Here is a 13,926-nt window from a genome sequence, read left to right on the forward strand (position 1 = left end):
GGTTCGACGTATTGTAACGTTATAACATACGATCTAGCAGAAGGGGCGCGGCATTCGGCCAGCGATCACTCCGGTTTGCCCAAACGAACATGCCCACACAGGTCACCCACCGCGCCCCCGGGCGGATCTCGCCGGCCCGCGCCACCGCTTTCATCGCGTCACTCCTCGGCTCGACCCTGCTCGCGGGCGAGGTCCGGGGCCAGGATTCCATCGGCCAGAATGCCGTCACCCTCGACCAGCTCACCGTGGAGGGGAGCGGGGTCAGCCTGACTCGCGCCAACCCGGTCGGGCTCAACCTCTCGACCCCCTCCCGCAGCGCCAGTCGCCTCGGCCTGACGCCGCTGGAGACGCCCGCCAGCATCGATGTCATCAGCGGCGAGACCGCGCGCATCCGGGGCCAGAACACGGTGGTCGAGGCGGTGACGCAGAACGCCACCGGCATCACCACCATCGCGTCGCCCGGCAACGGCAACGGCGCCTTCTCCAGCCGGGGCTTCGCCGGCCCGAACTCGATCCAGCAGCTCTATGACGGCACGCGGCTGTTCGTGGGCGCCGGCACGGTGACCTTCCCGTTCGATACCTGGAACGTGGAGCGGATCGAGGTGCTACGCGGCCCGGCCTCCGTGCTCTATGGCGACGGCGCCATCGGCGGCGTGGTCAACGTGGTCTCGAAGAAGCCGAGCTTCACGCCGATCCATGCCGCCCGTGCCGCCACCGGGTCGGACGGGCTCGCGCGCCTCGCCGTCGATCTCGGCGGTCCAATCGGCGATGCGGTGGCCTACCGCCTCAATGTCAGCGGCAACCGCGACGGCGGCTGGACCAGCCCGAATGGGGATTTCCGCAACCTCGCGGTCTCGGGCGCGCTGCTGTTCCAGCTCAACCCCGATCTCGCCGTCACCCTCAGCCACGATCTCGGCTACCAGGAGCCCGCGCGCTACTGGGGCACGCCGCTGGTCAATGGCCGGATCGTCCAGTCCCTGCGCAACAACAACTACAATGTCGACGGCGCGAAGATCGTCTGGGCCGATAACTGGACCCAACTCAAGACCGAGTGGACGCCGAGCGCCGACATCACCATCCGCAACACCGCCTACCGGCTGCAGAGCCGTCGCCACTGGCTCGATGTCGAGCAGTACCGGTTCAATAGCGGTACGGGACGGATCGACAGGTCCGACTACCTCGAAATCTACCACAACCAGGAGCAGGTCGGGAACCGCTTCGACGCGGCCTTCAAGGGCAACCTGTTCGGCTTCCGCAACGAGTTCGCCATTGGGTTCGACGTCAACCACGTGGATTTCCGCCACACCAACAACTTCTCCAGCGCGGGCGGCGGCCTCGTCACCAGCGTCGATCCGTTCACCTACGATCCGGGCCTGTTCCCGGCCAATGGCCGCGCCAGCCCGGCCTATGCCACCAGCACCAACCAGGCCTCGGTCTTCGCCGAGAACCGGCTGATCCTCAGCGACCAACTCTCCTTCCTCACCGGAATGCGTTTCGACGCGCCGACCCTGCACCGGCGCAACCTCGCCACCGGCGACACCTTCGCGCGCTCGTTCGAGGCCCTGAGCTACCGGTTCGGCCTCGTCTACAACCCGACGCCGGATTCGGCCCTCTACGTGCAATACGCCACCGCCACCGATCCGGTGGGGAGCCTCATCAGCCTGTCGCAAACGAACGCCAATTTCGACCTCTCCACCGGCGAACAGGTCGAGGTCGGGGCCAAGGGCCTCGCGCTGAACGGCGCCCTCGAATGGACGGTGGCGGGCTACCGCATCGTCAAGGACAACCTGATCTCGGCGGTGCCGGGCCAGCCCAATGTCTCGACCCAGGTCGGCCGGCAATCCTCGCACGGGGTGGAGGGGGCGCTCGCCCTGCGCCTGCCCGACGGCTGGCGCATCGACGCCAACCTCGCCCTGCTCCACGCGCAATACGACGAGTTCCGGGAAGGGGCGGCGTCCTATGCGGGCAACCAGCCCAAAGACGTGCCCGAGCGCGTCGCCAATGTCTGGCTCAATTGGGCCTTCGCCCGCGACTGGGAGGCGCGGATCGGGCTGCAGAATGTCGGCCGGGTCTTCAGCGACTTCTCCAACACCGCGCCGCGGCCCGACTACACCCTGGCCCATCTCGGCCTCGACCATCAGGTCACCCCGGCCTCGCGCCTGAGCCTTCGCGTCTACAATCTGTTCGATACAACCTACGCGATCAGCGGCAACGCCGTGGACGGGATCGGCACCAACTGGATCCTCGGGCGCCCGCGCTCGTTCGAGGTCGCCTACAGCGTCGCGTGGTGAGCCTGTTCAAGCAGGGCAAGCGGTGGCTGGTCCTCGGCCATCGCTGGCTGGGCATCGGAACCGGGCTGCTCTTCGCCCTCTGGATCGGCTCCGGGCTGGTGATGCTCTATGTGCCGTTCCCGAGCTTGACGGAGACGGAGCGCCTCGCGCGTCTTCGCCCGATGGCGTGGGAGGCGGTCGCGGTCTCGCCGGACGAGGCGCTGACCGCCGCCGGGCTGCATGGCATGCCCCGCAGCCTCGATCTGGAGATGCGTGGCGACGAGCCGATCTACCGGATGTCGTCCGGCGACGGCCGCCGCATTACGCTCTCCGCGCGAACCGGTACGCTGGCGGGTCCGGTCGATGCCGAGGCGGCCCGGCGCCTCACCGGGGCCGGTCCCGGCGCGTCCGTGGAGGAGGTCGCGCGTGACCAATGGACGGTGACGGCGCGCTACGATCCCCTGCGGCCCTTCCACAAGGTCGCGTTGAACGACGCGGCCGGCACCGAACTCTACGTTTCGGAAAGGACGGGAGGAATCGTGCTCGACACGACGCGGTTCGAGCGTGGCTGGAACTGGGTCGGCGCCGTCACCCACTGGGTCTATCTCACGCCGCTGCGCGCCCGCGCCGACCTCTGGCGCGATGTGGTGCTCTGGGTCTCCGGCATCGCCGCCTTCACGGCGCTCACCGGCCTCGTCCTGGGGATCTGGCGCCTGCGCGTGAGGCGGCGCTACGCGCGAGGGCGCGTCACGCCCTATCGCGGGATGGCGCGCTGGCACCATTTCGCCGGGCTTATCGGCGGGATCGGCCTCACCACCTTCATCCTCAGCGGCTGGCTCTCGATGAACCCGAACCGCTGGTTCACCTCCCTCGCGCCGCCCGCCGACCTGCGCGAGGCCTATGCCGGTGCGGACAACCCGATCGGCCTCACGACCGGGAGCCTACGCGCGTTGGCCGCCGATGCACCCCTCGGCCTGCATCTCGCGCGGATCGGCGGACACTGGGGCGCGACGGGGCTCGACCGTGCCGCCATGCGGGCGATCGGAGACGCACCCTCAACCGCCTGGATCGCGGCGGCGGCGGGTCTCGCGATGTCGGGTGCGAGGCTGGAGGGCGTCGAGCGCCTGGATTCCCACGACCTCTACTGGTCGCCGCTCACGAGCGGGACGCTCCCCATCCTGCGCCTGCGCTTTGCCGATCCCGCCGCGACTTGGCTGCAAGTCGACCCGCAGAGCGGCGAGATCCTCAACCGGCTCGACCGCTCGGGCCGCGTCAACCGCTGGCTGTTCACGGCGCTCCACCGCCTCGACCTGCCGGTCCTCGTCGGCCACCCGCCCGCCAGGGACGCGGCACAATGGCTGCTCAACCTGCTCGCCGGAACCCTCGTGATGACAGGGCTCGTCATCGGCTGGCGGCGGCTCGTAAGCGGCCCGAAGGCCGACGCGCATTCCCCTCTCCCCGCCCGCGGGGAGAGGGCCGCGACGGCCCCGTCGTCGGCGCGGCGAGGCGGCAGCCGAGGGTGAGGGGGCTTATCCGAAGGAGCCACCCCCGGAGATACCCCCTCACCCTCGCCCTAACGGGCTCACGTCGCCTCCCGACGAGGGGAGGACGACGTCCTCTCCCCGCCCGCGGGGAGAGGGGGAACCCCGCCTCTTTTGAATAGGGACGTGCCCTCAGACTGTTGGACTCGAAGGCCGGCGCGCATTCCCTCTCCCCGTACGCGGGGAGAGGGCCGCGTCTCCCCCTCGTTGGGGAGCGCGGCGAGGCGGCAGCCGAGGGTGAGGGGGCTTGGCCGAAGGAGCCGCATCCGGAGATACCCCCTCACCCTCGCCCTGCCGGGCTCACGCCGCCTCCCGGCAAGGGGAGGACGACGTCCTCTCCCCGCCCGGCGGGGAGAGGGGGGGGCGCGTTCCCTATTGCTGCTGGGCCTGCTGCGATTGGCGCATGAAGCTGTCGGGCGTGCCGGTGCCGTCCGAGACGAAGCGGATGTCGCGTGGTTCGCGGCGGGGCGTGTCGACGGAGAGGAACACCATCGGCTCCTCCAGGATCTCCGGCACCGAATGCACCACGCCGCGCTGGAACATCACCAGCTTGCCCGGCCCAACCTCGACGGCGGGTTCGTCGGCGAACTTCATCATGCAGCGGCCGGAAAGAACGTAGAGATACTCGTCGCAGGAGGCGTGGCTGTGTGGCGGCGTCGGCGAATAGACCCGGAACACCCGCGCGCTCGCCGCCGGAACGTCGACGAAGCGATGGTCGGCCACCATGGTGGAACAGGCCTCCGGCAGGGTCGCCACGGCGGCGGCGACGTCGAACACCGCATGGGCGGCCGTGCTGGAATGTGTCGGGTCCTTGTCCATCGCGTGTCCTGGGGCTGTCCATCTGATTGCCGGCGCAGGATACCCACTTTTCGCGCCCGCCCCAACGACGATGCCGCGATGCGCCCCAGGAAGACGGGCCCGCCCCCTCAGGCGGCCCGCACGGTCGCGAGGAAGCGGGCGACGTCGGTGCCGAGGCGGTCCGCCTGGCGGGACAGTTCGGCGGCGGCCGAAAGCACCTGGCTCGCCGCCGCGCCGGTCTCCTCGGAGGCCTGGGCGACGCCGCCGATATTCGCGGTCACTTCGCTCGTTCCGCTCGAGGCTTCCGCGACGTTGCGGACGATTTCCTGGGTCGCCGCGCCCTGCTGCTCCACCGCCGCCGCGATGCTGGTCGCCACGACGTCGATTTCGCGGATGCGAGCGGTGATGTCGCCGATGGCGCTGACCGCCTCGCCGGTCGCCCCCTGGATCAGGCCGATCTGCCGGCCGATCTCGTCGGTGGCCCGTGCGGTCTGGTTGGCGAGTTCCTTGACCTCCGCGGCGACCACCGCGAAGCCGCGACCGGCCTCGCCGGCCCGCGCCGCCTCGATCGTGGCGTTGAGCGCCAGAAGATTGGTCTGGCCGGCGATCTGCGAGATCAGCACGACCACGTCGCCGATGCGGGAGACCGAGCCGTCGAGCGCCTGGACGAGGTCGGCCGTCCGGTTCGCTTCGCTGACCGCCCGGCGGGCGAGCTCGGCCGAGCCGTCGACCTGCCGGCTGATCTCGCTCACCGAGGTGCCGAGTTCCTCGGCCGCCGCCGCCACGGTGCCGACATTGGCCGCCGCCTCCTCGGCCGCCGCGGCGACGCTGGTGGATTGGGCCGCCGTCTGCGTCGCCGTGGCGCTCATGCTGCGGGCGGTGGCCTGAAGCTCGGTCGCCGAGGACGAGACCGTGGCGACGATGCCGCCCACCGCCGCTTCGAGTTCGTCGGCGAGGCTGAGCACGGCCTGCCGCTGCCGGGCCGCCACCGAGGCCGCCAGACGCTCCTGCTCGGCGCGATGCAGCCGGCGCTCGACGACGCTGTCGCGGAAGGCTTCCGCCGCCTTCGACAAGGCCCTGACCTCGCGCGGGCCGCCCTGGGGCACGGCGACATCCTCGTCTCCCCGGCCGATCGCATCGAGCACCGAGGCCATCCGGGTCAGCGGCCGGGCGATGGCTCCGCCCAGCCCGAAGGCGAGGCCCACCGAGAGCAGGAACGTGGCGAGGCCGGCGACCAGCCAGGCCAGTAGCGCGCTCTCCGCCCCCGTCCGGTTCGCAGCGGCGGCGGCGACCAGATCGGCGCTCAGGCGGTCCTCGACCCCCTTCAGGCCGTCGATCCGCTTCGACGCGAGCTGGAACCAGAGCGGCGCGTCGCGGAAGGACAGCGTTTCGCCCAAAGCCGTATCCAGCGCGAGGTTGCGCAGGCGCGCCGTCTCACGGGAGGCCTCGGAGGCCTCCACCGCGTCGAGCAGAGCCGCCTGGTCAGCCTCCGCTCCGGCGCGGAATCGCGCCTCGGCGGAGCTCTGTCCGCCACCCAGGCCGGCGAGCCGGACGAGGGCCTGCTGGTCGAGGCGACCCGCCGAGAAGGCGGCGGCCCCCGCCGCGCGCTCCTGGCCCGCCTGCTCCTTCAGGGTGAGGAAGGCCGAATAGGCCGAGGCCCGCCCCGCGATGGCGGCATTGCCGACGAGACCCGCCATCTCGCGGACGATGGCGAGCCCTTCCGAGACCAGTCCGGTATAGAAGGCGGCGGCTTGCGGCCCGGTCAGTTCCAGCGCGTCGATGCGACGGCGCTGGTCCGCCAGCCGGGCCAGATCCTGTTCGAGCGCCTGCCGGTGGCGTCCGAAGGCCGGATCGTCCAGGGCCGCTTTCACGTCGCGGATGCCGGCATCGGTCCGGCCGCGCTGGGCCGCGAGTTCGGGCGCGAACTGGCTCCCCGTCGAGCCGATGAACAGGCTCGACGCGCCGCGCTCGCGCTGGACCTCGTGCAGGAAGGCGCTGATCCGCGTGGCGAGGCTGGCCAGCGCCTCGACGCGGATCATCTCGTTGCGCTGCGTCGCCCGGTCAGAGACCGCGATCGCCGTCACGGCTCCGAAGGCGAGACAGGGTGCCAGGGCGACCGCAACGATGCGGGCGCGGAGCGTATTGAACCATCTGGAAGACATGCTGGCACCCTGATCTGCCGAGATGGCTCGATCCACTCGGCGAGAACGCATAAATAATGTTAAAGAATGTTATATACTTGAGGAATGAGTGTGGTCGATTGTGTGGAGACCGGTGCGTGCAAGCCTCCAAGTCGCACAACTGGTCCACTCCCCCTTGTGCGGGTTGATTTCCTGCGGAAAATACTTGGCGGTTGGCTTCCTGGCCGGATGTCGATCGCCTCGGGATAAGGCCGACACCGTCGTCAGGTCGTCCCTCCTCTCGGCTTCAGCGCCTCGGCCATCCGTCTCACCGCCGGTATGACGGCACGCTCCGGCACGCAGGCATAGCCGAGAAGCAGCCCCTGCTCGGCGCGCGCCGGATCGGCGAAATGCGGCGAGAGCGCCGTCGTGGCGATGCCGGCACGCGCGCAGGCTTCCACCGCCGTGAGATCGTCGAAGGCCGCCCCGGCCGGGGGCCGAGCCACCAGATGCATGCCGCCGTCGCGGGGCGGCACCTCCAGCAGCCCGCCGAGGAGGTCGCGGCCTGCCGCGACGAGGGCGGCCTGTCGCTGCCCGTAGAGACGCCGCGTCCGGCGCAGATGCGCGCCGAAATGGCCCTCGTCGATGAAGCGGGCGAGCGCGCCCTGTCCGAGGATCGAGGCGAAGCCTCCGCTGCCCGTGAGGGCGCGGCGGACGGGCTCCACCAGGGTTTCCGGCAGGACGAGGTAGCTCATCTGCAGGGCCGGCATGAGCACCTTGGAGACGCTGCCGACATAGAGAACGCGTCCGGCCCGGTCGAGGGCGTGGAGCGGCGCCAGCGGCCGCCCGGCATAGCGGTACTCGCCGTCGTAATCGTCCTCGACGATCCAGCCACCCTGCGCCTCCGCCCAGGCGAGGAGGGCGAGGCGGTTCTCCAGGCTCATTGTGGCGCCGAGGGGATGACCCTGGGCCGGCGTCACCACCGCCAGCCGCGCTCCGGGATCGATGGACCGCGCCCGCGCGATCGAGAATCCCGCCGCGTCGCAGGGCACCGGGACCGTGCGCAGGCCGGCGGCGTGCAGGGCGTGCGCGAGACCGGGAAAGCCGGGCTCCTCCATATACGCCGCCTCGCCGGGCTCGAGCAGAAGTTCGGCCAGGAGGCGGAGGCTCTGGCGGATGCTGCTCGTGACGATCACCGCCTCCTCGTGACAGGCGACCCCGCGCCCGGCCGACAGATAGGCGGCCAGGGCTCGGCGCAGGCGCGGCTCGCCCAGGGGATGGAGCAGGCTGGGAGGACCGGCCCGCCACTCGGCCTGGAGCAGGCGCGCCCAGGTTTCACGTGGAAACGCATCGAGGGCGGGACGGCCGAGGGCGAAGGCGTCGGGGATCGGAGGGGCGTCGCCCCGTGCCGAGGCCATGGCGGCCCCGCGGCGCGAGAGCACTGCCGTCGCGGGCGAGGGGCGGGCGGGGGAGCCCGGATTGCGTGGGACCAGGAGATCGTCGGGCAGGGTCTCGGCGACGCGGGTGCCGGAGCCCGCACGCGTGGTGAGGTAGCCCTCGGCCACGAGCTGCTCGATGGCGAGGAGGATCGTGCCGCGTGCGCAGCCGAGATCCTCCGCGAGACTGCGGGAGGAGGGCAGGCGCTCTCCCGGCGGCAGGCGGCCCGACAGGATCGCGTCGCGCACGGCCTTCCGCACGCGCCCGTGCAGGCTCGTCTCCACTCGACGGGGCCCGCCGGCCGGCGGCGGATCGAGGGCGAGCTGGAGAGGAAGGGGAGGGCGGCGCCGGGTCGTCGTCGAACTGGTCCAGTCGGGATGCGGAAACTGGATCTTCCGCATGATCCGCTTCACGTCAACAGAGGCGGCGAACATCACGCCCCGCCGAGGATCATCATGTACGAGCCGCCCCATTTCCGGAGCGACGATCTCGAAGCCCAGGCCGCCCTCATCCGCGCCTGTCCGCTCGGCCTGCTGGTGAGCACTGGAGCCGGCGGGCTGATGGCCAACCCGGTCCCGTTCCTGCTCGACCGCGAGGCCGGGGAGTCGGGCACGCTCCGGGCGCATCTCGCCCGCGCCAACCCGCACTGGCGCGACCTCGACGGGCTCGCCGAATGCCTCGTCGTGTTCCAGGGGCCCGACCGCTACGTCACGCCCTCCTGGTACGCGACGAAGCGCGAGACGGGGAAGGTCGTGCCGACCTGGAACTACGCCACCGTGCAGGCACGGGGCCGCCCGCGCGTCATCGAGGACGAGGCCTGGCTGCGCCGGCAGATCGACGACCTGACGCGGATGCGCGAGGCCGGACGGGACGCGCCCTGGTCGGTGGCGGACGCGCCGCCGGCCTTCACGGCGGCGCAGATCAGGGGGATCGTCGGCATCGAGATTCCGATTGCGCGGCTCACCGGCAAATGGAAGGTCAGCCAGAACCGCTCGGAGGCGGACCGCGCCGGCGTCGCGGCGGGCTTGCGCCGGGATGCGGGCGGCGACGACGCCATGGCGGATCTCGTCGACAGAATGGGACAGCGGGCATGAGCGAGCGCGTGAACCGTTACGGCCAGCCGATCGGCCCCGCCCTGCCGGAATGGAGCCCGCCGCCGCCCCCGCCGCGCGAGGCGTTGCAGGGCCGGTTCTGCCGGATCGAGCCCCTCGACGCCGAGCGCCATGCGGGCGACCTCTTCGGCGCCCTGGCGTACGACCCGGCGCGCTGGACCTACCTGCCCGGAGAGCCCCCGGCGGACGAGGCGGAGTATCGCGCGCGACTGGTCGAGATCGCCCGGAGCCGTGACCCGATGCATCATGCCATCCTGGACGCCGCCACCGGCCGCGCCCTCGGTCTGGCGGCCTATCTCAGGATCGAGCCGGCCCATGGCTGTATCGAGGTCGGCCATCTCCAGTTCGGCCCCGGCCTCGCCCGGAACCCCGCCGCCACCGAGGCGATGGCCCTGATGATGGCCCGCGCCTTCGACCTCGGATATCGCCGCTACGAGTGGAAATGCGACAGCCTCAACGCGCCCTCCCGCGCGGCGGCTCTGCGCTACGGCTTCACCTTCGAGGGCATCTTCCGCAACGCCATCGTCACCAAGGGCCGCTCCCGCGACACGGCCTGGTTCGCGGTGACCGATGCGGACTGGCCCCGCCTGCGGGAGGCCTTCGCCGCCTGGCTCGCCCCGGAGAATTTCGACGATGCGGGGCGCCAGAGGCGGAGCCTCGCGGCCCTGCGGGGGGGAAGCCCCTGAAGGCTCCCGTCGATCGCCATCGAGAGATCCAAAACCTCGCGGGTGACGCCAGCCGGCTCCCTCCGAAGGCCGGACATCGAACCGCATCCACATCCCGGCCGGTTCCACCCGCTCGAACCGGTCCAAAGCCGACCGGCCCGTCATTAACCCCTCGTTGAAGAAGTGCACCCTACGGTTGAGGAAGATCAGGCTGATTCCCCATCCGAGGAGGCGAGATTGATCAATACCGATGTCAATCGCTACGGCGCAACCCAGATCACGCTGGCGCAAGCGCTACGGAGCGAGCCGGCGGATCCTGCCAAGACCCCTGTTCCGAGCGGGGGCGAAACACGAGCCGCGGGGCCTGCCGTGGTGCTCTCGCTTTCACCCGCGGCGAAAGCCGCAATGGACCGCCTGAATGGCGATGGCGGTGCGAACGCGACGATCGTATCGAGATTGAATGAAGCGGGTCGTATGCCGCTTATGTCAGCACTGGCGGACGACTCCAATGCTTTCGAGAAGGCCCTTGAAGAGGCTGGAAACGCAAGAGAGGCTGTTATAACGAAATATTTTGATCTATTTAAGCAAAAAATGCACGATGACGCTGAGTTTGCCCCAGTATTTTCAGCGAGATCTCAACTTTCCGAAAAAGAAGAAAAATATAATAAATTGCTCACTATAAAACCTGTGCCGGCGGTTGTTCTAGAGGGTAAGGAGAAAGAGGCCGTTCTAAAGCTGGCCAGCGATCGAGGACTCTCCATTGGAGGATACGATACGCTGGGGTTCGGTGACGAAAATTTTCTATATATGATTTATAAGGACGGGACGGTAACAAAGAACGACGGTGATACTCCAACGTCCGAGCAATTTAAGCAGCAAATCCTTGAATCGTTAAAAGAGCAGATCGACCTCGCGCAGATCGACACCACTGACTACGAGAAGCGCACTGCTGTCAGAGACAAGGAGCTTGCGGAACTCTCCGCTCTGGTGCGTGATAACATGCCCGGCAGAAACTGAGATCGGTCCGGCAAGCGTTGCTTGCCGGACCGGAAGGTCGGGTGATTACCCGAAAAGATCATACAAATTGAGGATCTGCGTCGAGTCCTTGTTTGCGATGTAATCGACGCTGTCGGCCGAACTGAACCACGCGTTGACGACGACAGCATGGCTCAAATCTGCATCGTCCTGGGCGGCAAAGATCAAGTCGTTGCCATTCCGCAGGAAGTCCAGCGTACCGAGATCCGTTACGTTGCTGAACAGCAAGAGGTCGAGGGCTCCGGACGAGTCGTCGATGATAGTGAGTCCGACGCCATCATAGGAGAAGCTGTCGTCGCCTGAACCGCCGTAAAGGGTGACCGAGCCGGATGACGTGTCCAACAATGCGTCGTTGTCCGCTCCTCCATCGGCCTCGCCGCTTGCCGTATCGGCGAAGATGATCAGGTCGGTTCCGGCTTCACCGAGGATGAGGTTCAGGCCGGACGTGTCCGAGATCGTGTCGGCCCCCGAGCCTGCCGCAACCTGATCGTCGCCCGCGCCGCCGTGGATCGTATCGTGCTATCCACCGGGAGCATATGCGAGGAACGAAACCCAATAAGGGCCGCGGGACAGTCGACGTGCCGTCCATGTCCTCGAGACAATCCGGATCACTTCATCTTCGCTGGACGTGACCCGCCGCATTCCAAGGTCAATCCAGTCATCGAGAGGCTATTCATTGTCCAGCCTGCGTGATTAACGTCGGTGAAAACCAACATAATATACGAAATGGAATGTCATTCTGGCTGCATCATATGTTGTTGCGCCACAAATCGATTTTGGCTCGGATATCTATTAGTTAGGCACATCGTTCCACGGGCTTGAAATCCTTCCTGCGCTTTAGGGAGACGTTCCATGAGAGCACTGGTTTGGCACGGGACTCAGGATATCCGCTGCGATACGGTTCCGGATCCCAAGATCGAAGATGATCGAGATGCGATCATCAAGGTAACCGCTTGCGCGATCTGCGGTTCGGACCTGCACCTCTACGACCATTTCATGCCCGGCATGGAGAAGGGCGACGTCATGGGCCACGAGTTCATGGGCGAGGTCGTCGAGACAGGCAAAGGCGTCAACGGTGCGCTCAGAAAAGGTGAGCGCATCGTCGTGCCCTTCACGATCATCTGCGGCGAGTGCGACCAGTGCAAGCGCGGTTACTTCTCCGTCTGCGAGCGCACGAATCGCAACAAGGACATCGCCGACAAGGTTTTCGGGCACACCACCGCGGGCTTGTTCGGGTACACCCATCTCACCGGTGGTTACCAGGGCGGCCAAGCCGAATACGTCCGCGTGCCGTTCGCCGATAAGACGCACATCAAGGTGCCCGAGAATCTCAGCGACGAGCAGGTGCTGTTTCTCGGTGATATCTTCCCCACCGGCTGGCAAGCGGCGGTGCAGGCCGATATCCAGCCGACCGATACGGTTGCAATCTGGGGTGCCGGCCCCGTCGGTCAGATGGCGCTGCGCTCCGCCCTTCTCCTCGGGGCCAGACAGGTAGTCTGTATCGACAGCGTACCCGAGCGCCTCGAGATGGCGCGCGCCGGCGGTGCGATCACCATCGACAATAGCCAGGAAAGCACGGTCGAACGATTGAACGAGCTGACGAGCGGCAAGGGCCCGGAGAAGTGCATCGATGCCGTCGGCATGGAAGCGCATTCCCCCCGCGCCCTCGAACACGCCTACGACCGGCTGAAGCAGGCGGTGATGCTGGAGAGCGACCGCGCTGCAGTGCTGCGCGAGATGATCTACGTCTGTCGGCCCGCCGGAATCCTCTCGATTCCGGGCGTCTATGGTGGGCTCGTCGACAAGATGCCGATGGGAGCCCTGATGAACAAGGGTCTGACCATCCGCACCGGCCAGACCCACGTGAATCGGTGGACGGACGACCTCGTCAAGCGCATCGACGACGGGCAGATCGATCCCTCCTTCGTCATCACTCACCGGGCCAAGCTCGAACAAGGACCGGAGATGTACAAGACCTTCCGTGACAAGAAGGACAACTGCATCAAGGTGGTGCTCAGACCCTGATTGTGTCCCCGGCCCGTCTTGTTGACCGGGCTGGCTTGGCCCCACTGCGGCAGGGAGGACGTCCGCATGTCTCACCGCGACCAGAACCGCGCTTCCGGGCGCTCGACTCTGCCGAGTTATCTCGTCTCGGAGCCGCGTCGAAGACCCGATCCCGGGACGAGGGAACTCACCCGTGGGTTGGGTTGGTTCTCTGTCGGTCTTGGGCTGACCGAAGTGGTGTGTGCCGACGCCCTGGCTCGCTGGCTCGGGATGCCGCGCGTCGCTCCGGTCATCCGAGCCTACGGTGTGCGTGAACTCGTGCAGGGTGCCGGGATCCTGGGCTCGCATGATCCGACCCCTTGGGTGTCGGCCCGCGTCGCAGGAGACGCCCTCGATGTCGCTACGGTTCTGCCCGGGCTCGATCCGCAGAATTCGCGCAAGGACAACGTGTTGATCGCCCTTGTGGCACTCGTCGGCGTCACGGCCGTCGATGTGATCTGTGCGCGGAGCCTTTCGGAAGCACCCCTTGCCCCGTCCGACAAGGTCCGGCGAGATTACCGCCGCCGGAGCGGCTTCCCACGGCGTCCCGAGGCGATGCGGGGCGCGGCCCGTGACTTCAAGCCGCCACCCGACATCATCGGCCCCGAGGCGATGCGTCCCTGGGCGCTCACGAACGCCTGAACCCGTCCTACGGTCTACGGAATGCTGCCGCTCCGGGTCGAACGCAGCCCCGAGGGGCGGAGAACACGCACACGGTCACGCCCAACCACAGGTTCCTCCGTCACCCTGCTGACGGGCAAACAGCTCCCCCCAACCTCCACCCTGAAACGAGTTGATCTCGGCTGCAATGTAAGGAAGAAGAGGGCTCATCTTTTCCGAGTGCAGGCTCCGGGTGTTCTCATGAAATACTTATTAGTATCCAATGAGAGCTTTGGCCTCACCAT

Annotated in this window: 11 protein-coding genes; 7 read left to right on the top strand and 4 right to left on the bottom strand. The window is 67.8% G+C overall.

From position 1 onward, the window contains the following. Window positions 1-89: 89 nt before the first annotated feature. Both IPV08_RS04000 and IPV08_RS04005 read left to right on the top strand, forming a co-directional pair. Window positions 90-2,291 carry a TonB-dependent receptor gene (locus IPV08_RS04000; protein ID WP_207410861.1) on the top strand — a complete coding sequence of 734 codons (2,202 nt, stop codon included), beginning with the start codon at window positions 90-92 and terminating at the stop codon, window positions 2,289-2,291. Beyond that, window positions 2,285-3,793 (top strand): PepSY domain-containing protein, encoded by a 1,509-nt coding sequence (locus IPV08_RS04005; protein WP_207410862.1) that lies wholly within the window; start codon window positions 2,285-2,287, stop codon window positions 3,791-3,793. The genes IPV08_RS04000 and IPV08_RS04005 overlap by 7 nt, the downstream gene beginning before the upstream one ends. A gap of 390 nt (window positions 3,794-4,183) precedes the next feature. Here the strand turns inward: IPV08_RS04005 and IPV08_RS04010 are convergent, their stop codons facing one another. From IPV08_RS04010 to IPV08_RS04020, 3 genes are all read right to left on the bottom strand, one after another. After that, complete coding sequence (locus IPV08_RS04010) at window positions 4,184-4,630, bottom strand: cupin domain-containing protein (protein WP_056428555.1); 447 nt, start codon at window positions 4,628-4,630, stop codon at window positions 4,184-4,186. Window positions 4,631-4,737: 107 nt separating this feature from the next. Beyond that, window positions 4,738-6,771, bottom strand: coding sequence for a nitrate- and nitrite sensing domain-containing protein (locus IPV08_RS04015; RefSeq protein ID WP_207410863.1), 2,034 nt, complete (start codon window positions 6,769-6,771; stop codon window positions 4,738-4,740). 242 nt (window positions 6,772-7,013) lie between these two features. Continuing rightward, entirely contained in the window at window positions 7,014-8,567 is a 1,554-nt protein-coding gene (locus tag IPV08_RS04020; RefSeq protein WP_246747775.1) for a PLP-dependent aminotransferase family protein, read from the bottom strand. A 54-nt stretch (window positions 8,568-8,621) separates the two neighbouring features. Here IPV08_RS04020 and IPV08_RS04025 point away from each other — a divergent pair, with 54 nt between their 5' ends. The 3 genes from IPV08_RS04025 (at window position 8,622) to IPV08_RS04035 (ending at window position 10,960) form a co-directional block, all read left to right on the top strand. After that, window positions 8,622-9,260, top strand: coding sequence for an FMN-binding negative transcriptional regulator (locus tag IPV08_RS04025; protein ID WP_207410865.1), 639 nt, complete (start codon window positions 8,622-8,624; stop codon window positions 9,258-9,260). Further along, the gene (locus IPV08_RS04030) at window positions 9,257-9,964 is read left to right on the top strand and encodes a GNAT family protein (RefSeq protein ID WP_207410866.1); all 708 of its coding nucleotides are present in this window, start codon (window positions 9,257-9,259) and stop codon (window positions 9,962-9,964) included. The genes IPV08_RS04025 and IPV08_RS04030 overlap by 4 nt, the downstream gene beginning before the upstream one ends. 216 nt (window positions 9,965-10,180) lie before the next feature. After that, complete coding sequence (locus tag IPV08_RS04035) at window positions 10,181-10,960, top strand: hypothetical protein (RefSeq protein ID WP_207410867.1); 780 nt, start codon at window positions 10,181-10,183, stop codon at window positions 10,958-10,960. A gap of 45 nt (window positions 10,961-11,005) precedes the next feature. Here the strand turns inward: IPV08_RS04035 and IPV08_RS24425 are convergent, their stop codons facing one another. After that, window positions 11,006-11,320 carry a hypothetical protein gene (locus tag IPV08_RS24425; protein WP_246747776.1) on the bottom strand — a complete coding sequence of 105 codons (315 nt, stop codon included), beginning with the start codon at window positions 11,318-11,320 and terminating at the stop codon, window positions 11,006-11,008. Between the two features lie 510 nt (window positions 11,321-11,830). Between IPV08_RS24425 and IPV08_RS04045 the strand changes: the two genes are divergently transcribed. Next, window positions 11,831-13,003, top strand: a complete 1,173-nt coding sequence (locus IPV08_RS04045) for a zinc-dependent alcohol dehydrogenase (protein WP_207410868.1) — start codon at window positions 11,831-11,833, stop codon at window positions 13,001-13,003. Window positions 13,004-13,069: 66 nt separating this feature from the next. After that, entirely contained in the window at window positions 13,070-13,663 is a 594-nt protein-coding gene (locus tag IPV08_RS04050) for a cyclase dehydrase (RefSeq protein WP_207410869.1), read from the top strand. Window positions 13,664-13,926 lie beyond the last annotated feature (263 nt).

Source organism: Methylobacterium sp. SD274 (assembly GCF_017355285.1).
GTDB lineage: Bacteria > Pseudomonadota > Alphaproteobacteria > Rhizobiales > Beijerinckiaceae > Methylobacterium.